The organism is Streptomyces sp. NPDC102274, assembly GCF_044766385.1.
Lineage (GTDB): Bacteria > Actinomycetota > Actinomycetes > Streptomycetales > Streptomycetaceae > Streptomyces.
The window spans coordinates 128,630-141,447 of the sequence record NZ_JBIWLW010000008.1; the positions used below are offsets into that span (position 1 = coordinate 128,630).

Annotated in this window: 8 protein-coding genes; 3 read left to right on the forward strand and 5 right to left on the reverse strand. The window is 71.4% G+C overall.

Annotation, left to right across the window (positions count from 1 at the left end):
- Window positions 1-170: 170 nt before the first annotated feature.
- Entirely contained in the window at window positions 171-1,427 is a 1,257-nt protein-coding gene (gene frc, locus ACIRQP_RS13630; protein ID WP_403888187.1) for a formyl-CoA transferase, read from the reverse strand.
- Window positions 1,428-1,499: 72 nt separating this feature from the next.
- Entirely contained in the window at window positions 1,500-3,251 is a 1,752-nt protein-coding gene (gene oxc, locus ACIRQP_RS13635) for an oxalyl-CoA decarboxylase (protein WP_403888190.1), read from the reverse strand.
- 277 nt (window positions 3,252-3,528) lie between these two features.
- Between oxc and ACIRQP_RS13640 the strand changes: the two genes are divergently transcribed.
- The gene (locus tag ACIRQP_RS13640) at window positions 3,529-5,121 is read left to right on the forward strand and encodes a FadD7 family fatty acid--CoA ligase (RefSeq protein WP_403888193.1); all 1,593 of its coding nucleotides are present in this window, start codon (window positions 3,529-3,531) and stop codon (window positions 5,119-5,121) included.
- A gap of 88 nt (window positions 5,122-5,209) precedes the next feature.
- Here ACIRQP_RS13640 and ACIRQP_RS13645 read toward each other — a convergent pair whose 3' ends face one another.
- The 3 genes from ACIRQP_RS13645 to ACIRQP_RS13655 all read right to left on the reverse strand — a co-directional run bounded on the left by ACIRQP_RS13645 (window position 5,210) and on the right by ACIRQP_RS13655 (window position 9,233).
- The gene (locus tag ACIRQP_RS13645; RefSeq protein WP_403888196.1) at window positions 5,210-6,148 is read right to left on the reverse strand and encodes a LysR family transcriptional regulator; all 939 of its coding nucleotides are present in this window, start codon (window positions 6,146-6,148) and stop codon (window positions 5,210-5,212) included.
- Window positions 6,149-6,345: 197 nt separating this feature from the next.
- Complete coding sequence (locus tag ACIRQP_RS13650; RefSeq protein ID WP_403888198.1) at window positions 6,346-7,626, reverse strand: ATP-binding protein; 1,281 nt, start codon at window positions 7,624-7,626, stop codon at window positions 6,346-6,348.
- A 137-nt stretch (window positions 7,627-7,763) separates the two neighbouring features.
- On the reverse strand, window positions 7,764-9,233 hold the full coding sequence (locus ACIRQP_RS13655; RefSeq protein ID WP_403888200.1) for a DHA2 family efflux MFS transporter permease subunit: 1,470 nt from the start codon (window positions 9,231-9,233) through the stop codon (window positions 7,764-7,766).
- Between the two features lie 146 nt (window positions 9,234-9,379).
- On the opposite strand from ACIRQP_RS13655, the gene ACIRQP_RS13660 reads away from it, so the two are divergent.
- Window positions 9,380-10,048: a TetR/AcrR family transcriptional regulator gene (locus ACIRQP_RS13660; RefSeq protein ID WP_403888203.1), complete on the forward strand. Its 669-nt coding sequence runs from the start codon at window positions 9,380-9,382 to the stop codon at window positions 10,046-10,048.
- 187 nt (window positions 10,049-10,235) lie between these two features.
- A complete protein-coding gene (locus tag ACIRQP_RS13665) occupies window positions 10,236-12,683 on the forward strand; it encodes a SpoIIE family protein phosphatase (protein WP_403888206.1) in 2,448 nt (815 codons plus the stop codon).
- Window positions 12,684-12,818: the final 135 nt, after the last annotated feature.

Below are 12,818 nucleotides of genomic sequence, written 5' to 3' on the forward strand. Positions count from 1 at the left end.
CGGCCGCCGCGCCGTGCGGCGGCGCTCCGGTGCCGTTCTCGTTTTTTGTGGTTTGTGTGTGGGTTTCTGACGCACGGGGGGGTGGGCGCGCCGTCGTCACCGACGGCGCGCACTCCTCATACGGGTGCCCCGCGCGCGGATCGCACGCGGGGCACCCGGGGCCGCTCGGATCAGGCGACGACGTTGCCGTCGTGCAGCTTGCGGATGTCGTTCGCGTCGTAGCCGAGGTCCGCGAGAACCTCGTCCGTGTGCTCGCCGAGCAGCGGCGCACCCTTGATGTCGGGCTTGAAGCCCGAGAACTTGACCGGGCTGCCCACGGTCAGGTAGGTGCCGCGCTCCTTCTGCTCGACCTCGACGATCGTGCCGCTCTTGCGCATGTCGGGGTCCTCGGCGAGCTCCTTCATGCTGAGCACGGGGGCGCAGGGCACCTCCCACTCGCGCAGGATGTCGACCGCCTCGTACTTCGTCTTGTCGGCCAGCCACTTCTCGATCTCGCCGAAGATCTCCATGATGCGCGGCTGGCGGGCCCGTGCGGATGTGTAGTCCGGGTCCTCGACCCACTCGGGGTGGCCGATGGCCTCAGCGGTGCGCTTCCAGTTCTGCTCCTGGATCGTGAAGTAGATGTAGGCGTTGGGGTCGGTCTCCCAGCCCTTGCACTTCAGGATCCAGCCCGGCTGACCGCCGCCGCCGGCGTTGCCACCGCGGGGCACCGCGTCGCCGAACTCGCCGTGCGGGTACTGGGGGTACTCCTCCAGGTAGCCGACCTTCTCCAGGCGCTGCTGGTCACGGAGCTTGACGCGGGTCAGGTTGAGCACGGCGTCCTGCATGGACACCGAGACCTTCTGGCCCAGACCGGTCGCGTTGCGCTGGATGATCGCGGTCAGCAGGCCGATCATCAGGTGCATACCGGTGTTGCTGTCGCCGAGGGCCGAGCCGCTGATGGTCGGCGGGCCGTCCCAGAAACCGGTGGTGGACGCGGCGCCACCGGCCGCCTGCGCGACGTTCTCGTAGACCTTGAGGTCGTTCCACGACGAGTCGTCGTTGAAGCCCTTGACCGAGCCGAAGATCAGGCGCGGGTTCAGCTCGTGGATGTGCTCCCAGCTGAGACCCATGCGGTCCATGGCGCCCGGCGCGAAGTTCTCGACCAGCATGTCCGACTCGCGGATCAGCTTCTCCATGACCTCCTTGCCCTCGGGGGTCTTGGTGTTGATGGCCAGCGAGCGCTTGTTGCTGTTCAGCATCGTGAAGTACAGCGCGTCGAGGTCGGGGATGTCCCGCAGCTGATTGCGGGTCACGTCGCCGCCCTGGGGGCGCTCGACCTTGATGACGTCGGCGCCGAACCAGGCGAGCATCTGGGTACACGCGGGACCGGCCTGGACCCCGGTGAAGTCGATCACCTTGATTCCGGCGAGCGGCTTGTCACTCATGGTGGCTTCCTTCTCGTGAATGATCTCTGTACGGAGGGTGTGGTGTGCGGGGGAGTGCGGTGAGCCGGTCGCTCACTTCTTCGCCGGCGTGATGTTGCCGACGGTGATGCCCTTCGGGTTGAGGTGCGCGATGTGGCCGCTCTCGGTGCCGGCCGACGGGTCGATCGCGCAGTCGATGAGCGCCGGGCCGCCCGAGGCCAGCGCCTCGGTGAGGGCCGCGGTGACCTCGGCGGGCGTGGTCGCGCGGTAGCCCTTGCCGCCGAACGCCTCGATCATCTTGTCGTGGCGCGCCTGGAGCATCAGGGTCGTCGGGGACGGGTCGTTCTCCAGGGGGTTGACGTCGTCGCCGCGGTAGACGCCGCCGTTGTTCATGATGACGGTGACGACGGGCAGCTGGTAGCGGCAGATCGTCTCCAGCTCCATGCCGCTGAACCCGAAGGCGCTGTCGCCCTCCACGGCCACCACCGGCTCACCGCTCTCGACGGCGGCGGCGATCGCGTAGCCCATGCCGATGCCCATGACGCCCCACGTCCCGCTGTCGAGGCGGTGGCGCGGCACGTGCATGTCGATCACGTTGCGGGCGATGTCCAGCGCGTTGGCGCCCTCGTTGACGAGGTAGATCTCCGGGTGCTCGTGCAGGACGTCACGTACGGCCTTCAGCGCGCCCATGAACTGCATCGGGTGCGGGTCCGCCTTGAGGCGCTCCGCCATCTTGGCGACGTTCGTCGCCGAGCGCGCTCCCAGCTCCTCGCGCCAGGCGGCGGGGGCCGTGATCTGGCCGGGCTTGGTCCGCTCGGCGAGCGCGTCGAGCACCGACTCGATGTCCCCGACGAGCGGGGCGGCGATGGGCTGGTTGCTGTCCATCTCCTTGGGCTCGATGTCCACCTGGATGAACTTCGCGTCGGGGTTCCACTGCGGAGCCTCGCCGTGGTTGAGCAGCCAGTTCAGGCGCGCGCCGACGAGCATGACGACATCGGCCTTCTTCAGCGCCAGCGAACGGGCGGTGGCGGCGGACTGCGGGTGGTTGTCGGGCAGCAGGCCCTTCGCCATCGACATCGGTACGTACGGAATGCCGGTGGACTCGATGAAGTCCCGGATCTTCTCGTCCGCCTGCGCGTACGCGGCGCCCTTGCCCAGCACGACCAGTGGCCGCTGCGCACCCGCGAGGATCTCGACCGCGCGGTCCACGGACTCGGGCGCGGGCAGCTGGCGCGGCGCGGGGTCGACAAGACGGCTCAGCGTCTTCGCACCCGCCTCCGCGTCCATGATGGAGCCGAGCACCGCGGCCGGGATGTCGAGGTAGACCCCGCCGGGACGGCCGGAGATGGCGGTGCGCAGGGCGCGGGCGATACCGCGGCCGATGTCCTCCACCCGGCTCACGCGGTACGCGGCCTTGACGAACGGCTGCGCGGCGGCGAGCTGGTCCATCTCCTCGTAGTCGCCCTGTTTCAGGTCGACGAGGTGGCGCTCGCTGGAGCCGGAGATCTGCACCATCGGGAAACAGTTCGTGGTGGCGTTCGCGAGCGCGACCAGCCCGTTGAGGAAGCCCGGCGCGGACACGGTCAGCGCCACGCCCGGACGCTTCGTCAGGTAACCGGCCGCCGCCGCCGCGTGTCCGGCGTTGCTCTCGTGACGGAAGCCGATGTAGCGGATGCCCTGCGCCTGCGCGAGGCGGGCCAGGTCGGTGATCGGGATGCCGACCACGCCGTAGATGGTGTCCACGTCGTTCAGCTTGAGCGCGTCGACGACCAGGTGATACCCGTCGGTGAGCTCGGCCTGAGCGTCGGCGGTCGCCGCGTTCTCCAGTGCGGAAGGGGCGGTCATGGTCCGAGGTCCTCCTTGGGCAGTCATGCCTGATCGGCTTCTCGTCCCACCTTCCGCAGCACGCATCCACACGTCCAAGACCTATCGGCGACCAGCCGATAAACAGCATTTATCGATCATGGATCGTCCCAGGTCAGAGCTGTGCCGATGGCCCCCGCGAACCCCTTGATAGATCCTCGCTATCGGCTGTTCACCAGCGGGTATTGGACACCCGCCGCGCGCCCGCGCAAGCTCGCAGACGACAGCTTCATCGGACCTGGTGCGAGGAGGTGTGCACATGGCCGTTCCGACCGAGGCATCGGTGCGCGACGCGGGCCCGTACCGGCCGCCGGCGCTCACCGGCCTCATCGATCTCCTCGACCGGCACGCGCGCGACCGCCCTCGCTCCCGGGCGCTCGTCGTCACCGGGGACCGCGTGCCACTGTCCTACGGCGGTCTCGCGACGCTGGCCGGTGACGTGGCCGTCCGGCTCGGCCGCACGGGGCTGCGCCGCGGTGACGTGGTCGGCCTCGTCTCCGCCAACACCGCCGAGTTCGTCGTCGCGCTGCTGGGCGCGGCACGGGCCGGGCTGGTCGTCGCCCCGGTCGACCCCGCGCTGCCCTCGGCGGAGCTGACCGAACGGTTCGAGGTGCTGGGGGCGCGGGCGGTCCTCCTCGGACCGGCCGGGGCCGACACCGCGCCCGATCTTCCGGCCGAGGTCCCCGCCTGGCCGCTGCGCGTGGACATCTCCCATGCCGGGACGGCGACGGCCACGCTCGACACCGGCACGGGTGCGCCACGGCCCGCCCGGGGCGCGGCGCACGAGCTCTCGGACAGCGACGCCCTCGTGCTGTTCACCGCGGGCACGACCGGGCGGCCCAAGATGGTCCCGCTGACCCACGTCAACGTGGCCGCCTCCGTACGGGACATCTGTGCCACCTACGAGCTGGGCCCCGGCGACGCGACGGTCGCCGTGATGCCCTTCTTCCACGGTCACGGGCTCTTCGCGGCGCTCCTCGCCTCCCTCGCCAGCGGCGGATGCGTTCTGCTGCCCGAGCGTGGACGCTTTACGGCGCACACGTTCTGGGACGACGTACGGGCCGTGTCCGCCAGCTGGTTCACCGCGGTCCCGACCATCCACGAGATCCTCCTCGACCGGTCGGCGGCCGAGTACCCGGGCCCGCGGGCCGCGCCCCTGAAGTTCGTCCGCAGTTGCAGCGCGCCCCTCAATACGGCGACGCAGCGGGCGCTGGAGCGCACGTTCGGCGCGCCGCTGCTGTCCGCGTACGGGATGACCGAATCCACCCACCAGGCGACCAGCGAGCCGCTGCCGGATCAGGGGTATCTGAAACAGGGCTCCGTCGGCCGGTCGACCGGAGTGCACCTCCGGGTCGTCGACCCGCGGGGACGTACGTGTCCGCCCGGCACCCAGGGCGAGGTGTGGGTGCACGGCCCCACCGTCACCCGCGGCTATCTCGGCAACCCTCCCGAGACGGCGCACAGCTTCACCGACGGGTGGTTCCGCACCGGTGACCTGGGCAGCCTGGACGAGGACGGCTATCTGTTCCTCACCGGGCACATCAAGAACCTCATCAACCGCGGCGGCGAGAAGATCTCGTCCGAGCACGTCGAGGACATCCTCGCCGGATGCCCCGGTGTCGCCGAGGCGGCCGTCTTCCCGATCCCCGACGCGCTCTACGGGCAGCGGGTCGGCGCCGCCGTGGTCGTACGCGAGGGCGAGAACCTCGGGTCCGAGCAGATCCTGCGGTACTGCCGCAACCGGCTGTCCGCCGTCGAGGTTCCGGACCGGCTCGATGTCGTAGCCGCGCTTCCGCACACCGCCAAGGGCGGGCTCGACCGCCGGGCGGTGGCGGGCCGGTACACGCACTGACGGCGCGGGGCTCAGGCCCCGCGCCGGGCTCGCCCCGGCCCTGCCCAGCTTGTCCAACCTGCCTGTCGGACCTGCCTGTCGGACCTGTCTATCGGACGTGGTGCTCGGGCTCGGTCGGCAGCGGCTGGTCGAAGAACGCGTCCAGCGACAGGCCCGTCGCCGCGTTCACGAACGCCCGCGCGGCGATCGAACCGGGCGTCGCCGCGTGGATCGCGACCGAGACCTGCGCCCTGGCGTCCGGGGCGACCAGGCGGACGGCCCGGGTCCTGCCGATCACCGGCATCGCGCGCAGCCAGGTGTGCGGCACGATGCTCGCCCACTCACCGACGCCCACATGCGCGTACAACGAGGCGACCGAGTCCGTCTCCACCTGCGGGGTCACCACGACCCCGCTCTCCGCGAACACGCTGTCGATGAGCTGACGGATCCTCATGTCGGGTGTCAGCAGCGCCAGCGGCAGCTGCGCCGCCTCCGCCCAGGTCATGGTGTGGGTCTGGGGCATCAGCTGATCGCCCGACGCGAGCAGTACGTACCGCTCCTGGTACAGCGGCACGACCTGCAGGCTCTCCCGGTCCTCGGGGGCGAAGTGCGAGATCGCGGCGTCCAGTTCGAACTCGCGCAGCTGGCGGTGGAGTATCTTCGCCGACAGCCGGGAGCGTACCTGCACCTTCGCGAGCGGGTGCGCCCCGCAGAACGCGGCCACGGGCAGCGCCAGGGTCGTCGACGCCGTGGGCTCCGTCCCCAGCCGGAGCGTGCCGGTGATGCCCGACTGTACGGCGGCCACCTCCGCCTTGAACGCGTCCTGCTCGGCGAGGATCCGCTTGGCCCAGACGACGAGCCGCTCGCCCTCCGGGGTGAGGCCCTCGTAGTTGTGCCCCCGGTTGATCAGCGTGACGTTCAGCTCCCGCTCCAGCTTGGCGATCGCCGCCGAGAGCGCGGGCTGTGACACGTAGCAGGCCTCCGCCGCCCGCGCGAAGTGCTTCTCCCTGGCCACCGCCACGAAATACTCCAGCTGACGGAACAGCATCAGCGACTCCTCCCTGCCCGCGGATCCCAGCCCGTGGATCGCGACGGCACCGGGCCGCGGACTTCTCGGGCTCCGGCGACGCCTTCACTCATCCTACTTATCAACCGTTCAATGACCGGCCAGGACGTCAGGTCCGAGTGCCGCCGGATGTGGCCGCTCGGGGCGTACGAGCATCGTCGACGGGCGCCGGCCCCGGATCACATCCGCACATGGCGCTCGATGTCCTCCCGGAACTCGGTGAGCGCCTGATCGGTGAGTGTGGGCCGGGTCTGGGCGATGGCCACCAGATAGTCGTCCGTACGGGCCGGCGTGCCCTGGCGTTCGACGACCTCTCGTTCGAACGCGGAATGGGCGCCCTTGCGGGCGGCGAACTCGATATCGGCGGGGGTGAACATCTCGCTGGCCGTGACCAGTCGGTCCAGGTCCACTATCTCGGCGGCGGGGCCGAGATAGCGCCGCCAGATCGCCTTCCGGGCGACCGGATCGGGCGGACCGACGGGGATGACGTAGTCGAACCGGCCGGGGCGCAGAAACGCCGGATCGAGGGACCGGACGGAGTTGGTGGCGCAGATCAGCAGCCGGTCGTCGTGGTCACGGAAGCCGGGGATCAGCTTCAGCAGCTCGTTGGTGACCCCGTGACCGGGATCGATGGCCAGGCCGGAGCGGGCGGCGGCGATCTCCTCGACCTCGTCGATGAACAGCAGTACGGTCTCCAGCTCGGTGAGATCGGCGAAGGTCTCCCGCAGCGAGGTGGCCAGGCCCCCGGAACCGGCCGCCGCGAGCCGGGAGGGGAAGAGCTCCACGAACGGCCAGTCCAGCCGGGAGGCGACGGCCTTGGCGAAGGTGGTCTTGCCGGTGCCCGGCGGGCCGAAGAGGATGACCGCCTTCGGTGGCGACACCCCGTACCTGTTGGCCAGCGCGGGCTGGGTCAACGGCAGCACGATCCGCCGCTCGATGGTCTCCTTCTCCCGCTCCATTCCCGCGAGGGCGCTCCAGAGCCCCTGCGGCAGCACCCTCCCGCCGAGTTCGGCGAGCAGACCCGCGTCGCCGGCGCAGACATGATCGACCTTCTCGTAGAAGACGAGTCCCTCGCGCGTCCGGTAGCCGGAGTTCTCCAGCGCGGTGTCTCCGGTGGCTCCCGGGGCGAGGAGCGCGCCGATCCGGCGTACCCCGTGGACGCGCAGGCGCCGCTCCAGCTCGGCGATGAGGGCGCTGCCGAGCCCGCGATGACGCCACGTCGCGGCGAGAGCCACCAGCGTGATCCAGGCCCGCTCGCCCTGGGTCCGCGCCACCGCCATCCCCACCAGCTCGTCGCCGACCAGGGCGACCACGGCCGGCTCGCCGGTCCGGGCCGCGGCCATGACCTCGGAGATGGGGAAGACGGGCGGCGAATCGTCCTGCCGGTCCTGGTCCCAGATCTGGATCGCGCTGTCCAGATCGTCGTCATGGAAGTCCCGCAATCGCCACGTCGGCATCATCCGCCACCTCGCCGGCGGGTCGCCGCACGCCGCGACGGCGCCCCGGTCCTGTGCTGCCGGAAGGCAGCTTCGGTCCCGCCCCCCCTCATTCTCCGCGCCGATCGGACGCCCGTCGAACGGGAGCGGCGGCGGCCCCATCACCCGGAGAGCGGTTCCCGGGTCTTCTCGTCGAGCTTTCGGGCGTCGTGCGCGGCCGGGGACTCGGGGCGGCCGGGCAGCAGCGGAGAGATGGCCAGAATGATCAGGGCGACCGCGAACACGAACCAGTAGGCGCCCTGGAATCCACCGATTCCGGCGTCGCCGGCCGCGGCGCCACTGCCGACGGCCGCCAGGATCAGGGCGACACACGCGACCCCGAGAGCGCCGCCCAACTGGTTGAGGTTGTAGACGACGGAGCTGCCCTGTGGCACCTTCTCCGGCGGCAGCGTCCGGTACAGCGATCCCATGGTCGGCGCGCCGACACCGCCCAGGCCCAGGCCGACGGCGAACGCGGCCGACACGGACCACAGCTCACCGCTGTCCGCGCCGATACGAGTGAGGCCGACCGAGGCGAGTGCCGCGACGACCGCTCCGCCGCGTACCAGACGGCGCGCTCCCAGCCGGTCGCTGAGGCGTCCGGCGAGCGGCATGGCGAGCGCCGATCCCAGGCCCAGCGGCGCCACCAGCAGTCCGGCCGCGCGAGCGCCGTGTCCGTGCAGCGCCTGGTAGTAGAGCGGCAGGGCGAACAGGACCGCGAACGTGGCCAGTCCGACGAGCCCCTGCACGGCCACGCTCGCGGCGAAGCCGCGGCTGCTGAACAGCCGGACGTCGATCAGTGGTTCGGTGCGGCGGGTACGCAGCGCGTGGATCACGTACCCGACGAGCAGCGCGACGCCCAGGACCAGCGGGATGAGCACGGAGGGCGCGGCGAACCGGGCGCGCTCGCCCGCCGCCGTGAGGGCGAGCAGGATCGCCGCGAAACCGGGGGCCATCAGCAGGGCGCCGACGATATCCAGACGCGGCCCGGACCCGCGCGCGAGGGGCCGGCCGGCCGGGATCACCCGCAGCGCGAGCAGTACCGCCACGATCCCGATGGGCAGGTTGATGAAGAACATCGAGCGCCAGCCCATGGATTCGAGCACGACCCCGCCCAGCGCGGGCCCGAGCACCGGTCCGAGCGACAGGACCACGCCCATCATGCCCATCACGCGCCCCGCTCGGCCGGGTCCCGCCGCACGGGCCAGGATCACCAGGACCAGCGGGTCGACGACGCCGGCGCCGACACCCTGGACGACCCGGAAGGCGACCAGGCTCCCCACGTTCCAGGCGAGCGCCGAGGCGAGCGAGCCGACCAGGAACAGCACCAGTCCGAACAGCCAGAGCTTCTTGACGCCGAACCGGCCGACCGCCCAGCTCGTGACGGGGATGGTGACCGTGAGCGCCAGCAGATAGCCGGTCGTCGCCCAACTGACCGCGCTCAGCGAGGTGTTCAACTCGTCGGCGAGGGTATCGGCCGCGACGGTGACCATCGTGCTGTCGAGGATCCCCATGATCCCGCCCAGCAGGGTCACCCCGATGAGCCGTAACAGCCCGGGGTCGAGCCGGTCATCTCTGACGTGAGACTTCACTTTCCAACTCCGTTGAGAGCGCGCAGTGAACATTTTTTGAACCAGTTGGTTCAACATAACGATCCGGCGAGTTTCCATGCAACCAGCTTGCCCAGAAAATTGAACCACCTAGTTCATGTATTGGGGTGGCGCGGTACGCTGGTGAGGTGAACGGAGCCAGGACCTCAAGCGCGAGCAGACGTGAGGCGCCGCGCGGGCGCGTCGACAAGCGGCAGGCGATCCTCGAAGCCGCGTTCAGGACGTTCGCCCGTGAGGGGTACGGACAGTCCTGCGTACGGGAGATCGCCGCCGAGGCGGGCGTGGCCAAGCCCACCATCTACAACCACCTCGGGGACAAGGAGACGCTGTTCCGCGAGGCGATGCTGGCCGCCGTCGGGCGTACGAGCGGCGCGGGGCCGGCGGCGCTCGAACAGCTCCGGGAGTCCGACGGCGATGTACGCCCCCTGCTGGAGGAAGCCGGCCACCGCATCCTGAAGAACCACTGCGACCAGGAGTCCCAGGCGCTGCGTCGGCTCGTGAACGCCGAAGCGGCCAGGTTCCCCGACCTGTTGGAGACCATCCAGCGCGAGGGCTCCCAGCGCCTCCACGACGCGCTCGCCGACCGGCTGGCACGCTTCGCGCTCTCGGGGCGCCTGCACACGAGCGACCCCGACCTGGCCGCCGAGCAGTTCCTCGCGCTGCTCACGGGCCCGATGGAGCTGCGCACCCGGCTGGGCACCCGCAAGGTGTCCGACGCGGAACTGCGCGTCGTGGGACGGTCCGCGGTCGACACGTTCCTGCGCGCCTACGCTCCCCGGGCCGTGGACGCTCCGTAGCCGCCGGTGGGGGCCTCCGGGTCGCGAGGGCCCTCCGGGGCAGCGCTCGGTGTCCGGAGGGACTACCTGGGGTAAATGTCGATCAAAGGGGCCTGTCCGTGCAAAGTCGTAATGTTGTTTCACGGTCGACGGAGGGCTCCGGTCGTCCGAGCACCTGAAGGGCAGCGGCCCGGCGGGGAGAGAGCGTATGGATGACACGCGCGGCGTGGTTCCCGGGGAGACCGGGGACGCGTCCCCGGGGGGCGGGGGGTGGGCGACGGCTGCGGTCGACGCGGAGGGCCTGATCGCGCGGTGGAGCCCCGGTGCCGAGACGCTGCTCGGCTTCCGGTCCGCCGAAACCGTGGGACGCGCGGCCGGGGCGCTGCTCTCGGCCGATCCGCCCGGCTCCGCGCGCAGGGCGCTGGCCGACGGGGAGCCGTGGAGCGGCAGGGTGACGGCGCACCACCGGGACGGCGGCCGACGTGAGGTGGAGCTGCTCGCGTTCCCGCTGCGCACCGGCGAGGGGGACACACGCTGGCTGCTGGCCGCGACCGCGGCGTCACCGGGCCCCGGTCACGACGAGGCCCTGATGCGACGGGCGTTCAGCGGGTCCGGGGTGCCGATCGCGATCTACGGCACGGACCTGCGGCTGCTGCACGCCAACGCGGAACTGTGCCGGGTCATCGGTCGCACGGAGGACGACATGCGGGCCCTGGGGACCGGATTCCTGCCCGAGAGCCGTACCAACGCGGAAGTCACGCGGGCGCTGCGGACGGTGCTGCACACGGGCGAAGCGCTGAACGCGCGGACGTTCCACCGGGCGTCGGCCGAGAAACGTGACCGCGCCTGGGCGCTGTCCCTCGCCCCGCTCAAGGACCCGGCCGGCCGGGTGACCGCCATCGTGCTCACCGGATTCGAGATCAGCGAGGAGTACTGGGCCCGTCAGGGCCTCGCCCTGCTGAACGAGGCCGGCATGCGGATCGGCACCACACTGGACGTGACGCGTACCGCCCAGGAGCTGGCCAGTACGCCCGTGCCCCGGTTCGCCGACTTCATCGGCGTCGATCTGCTCGACTCGGTGCTGCGCGGAGACGAGCCCGCCCCCGGCCCCGCCCCCGGCCCCGCCCCCGGCCCCGCCCCCGGCCCCGCCTCCGGCGAGCTCCTGATGCGCAGGGTCGCGCAGGAGTCCGCCCACGGGCGGGAGGCTCCGGAGACCGCCCACCGTGTCGGGGAGGTGGCGAGCTACCCGGAAGCTTCGCCACCCGCTCGCTGTCTGGCCACCGGCCGGGCGGTGCTCACCGGCCCGTGGGACCCCGGCTACCGCGCCTGGGTGGCGGATCGCGGGCGGGACGGGCGGCTCCCCGACCCCGGTGTCCACTCACTCGTCGCCGCGCCGCTGGTCGCCCGTGGGAGCACCCTGGGCGTGGCCCTCTTCGCCCGTCGGCCGCAGACGACGACCTTCACCGAGGACGATCTCACCCTGGCCGAGCGGCTGGTGGGCCACGCCGCCGTCTGCATCGACAACGCCCGTCGCTACACCCGCGAACGCGGCACCGCCGAGACCCTTCAGCGCAGCCTGCTGCCGCGCGGGCTGGCCCCGCAGTCGGCCGTCGAGGTCGCCACCCGCTATCTGCCCGCCGACTCCCAGTACGGCGTGGGCGGCGACTGGTTCGACGTCATCCCGCTCTCCGGCTCCCGGGTGGCTCTGGTCGTCGGTGATGTCGTCGGACACGGCATCCACGCCTCCGCCACCATGGGACGGCTGCGTACGGCGGTCCGTACCCTCGCGGACATCGACCTGCCCCCGGACGAACTCCTCACGCATCTCGACGATGTGGTGGGACGGCTCGCCTCGGAGAACACCGACCCGGTCAGCGACGACGACATCGGCGCCAGCTGTCTCTACGCCGTGTACGACCCGGTCTCCCGCCGCCTCTGCGCGGCCCGTGCGGGCCACCCGCTGCCCGCCCTGGCCACCCCCGACGGCACGGTCGGCCTGCTCGAACTGCCCGGCGGACCGCCCCTGGGCCTGGGCGATCTGCCCTTCGAATCGGCCGAGTTCGAGGTCCCGGAGGGCAGCACGCTCGTCCTGTACACCGACGGTCTGATCGAGAACCGCGCGCATGACATCACCTCCAGCATCGACGGGCTGTGCGAGATCCTGACCCGTCCGTCGCCCTCGCCGGAGACCACCTGCGACACCGTGCTCCGTACGCTGCTCCCGCCGCGCCCCGTGGACGATGTGGCCCTGCTCGTCGCCCGTACCCACGCCCTCGACGCCAGCCAGGTGGTCACCTGGAACCTGCCCGCCGAGCCCGCGCTGGTCGCCGACGCCCGCGACCACGCGATCGCCCAACTGGCCGCCTGGGGACTGGAAGAGCTGACTTTCACCACCGAGCTGGTGATCAGCGAGCTGTTCACCAACGCCATCCTGCACGGCGAGGGCCCGGTCCAGCTGCGGCTGATCCGGGACCGCGCCCTCACCTGCGAGGTCTCCGACACCAGCACCACGGCGCCGCATATGCGCCGGGCCCGGGTCTACGACGAGGGCGGGCGCGGCCTATTGCTGGTCGCCCAGCTCACCGACCGCTGGGGCACCCGCCAGATTCCGAGCGGCAAGGCCATCTGGGCGGAACTGGCGCTTCCGGCGGGGTGACCCGGCGCGGAGCCGGAGCGTGGGCGGGCCGGGGGGGGGGCCCCCCCCCCCCCCCACCCCCCCCCCCCCCCCCCCCGGCCGCCCCCCAACGGCGCCGGACGGGCGGCCCGGGGCGGGGCACCGGGGCCGGACGGG

What these genes read in the sequence shown, in the direction of transcription:
- frc (WP_403888187.1), bottom strand. Translation starts at nt 1,427, where the DNA reads ATGAGTGACAAGCCGCTCGCCGGAATCAAGGTGATCGACTTCACCGGG.
- oxc (WP_403888190.1), bottom strand. Translation starts at nt 3,251, where the DNA reads ATGACCGCCCCTTCCGCACTGGAGAACGCGGCGACCGCCGACGCTCAG.
- ACIRQP_RS13640 (WP_403888193.1), top strand. Translation starts at nt 3,529, where the DNA reads ATGGCCGTTCCGACCGAGGCATCGGTGCGCGACGCGGGCCCGTACCGG.
- ACIRQP_RS13645 (WP_403888196.1), bottom strand. Translation starts at nt 6,148, where the DNA reads ATGCTGTTCCGTCAGCTGGAGTATTTCGTGGCGGTGGCCAGGGAGAAG.
- ACIRQP_RS13650 (WP_403888198.1), bottom strand. Translation starts at nt 7,626, where the DNA reads ATGATGCCGACGTGGCGATTGCGGGACTTCCATGACGACGATCTGGAC.
- ACIRQP_RS13665 (WP_403888206.1), top strand. Translation starts at nt 10,236, where the DNA reads ATGGATGACACGCGCGGCGTGGTTCCCGGGGAGACCGGGGACGCGTCC.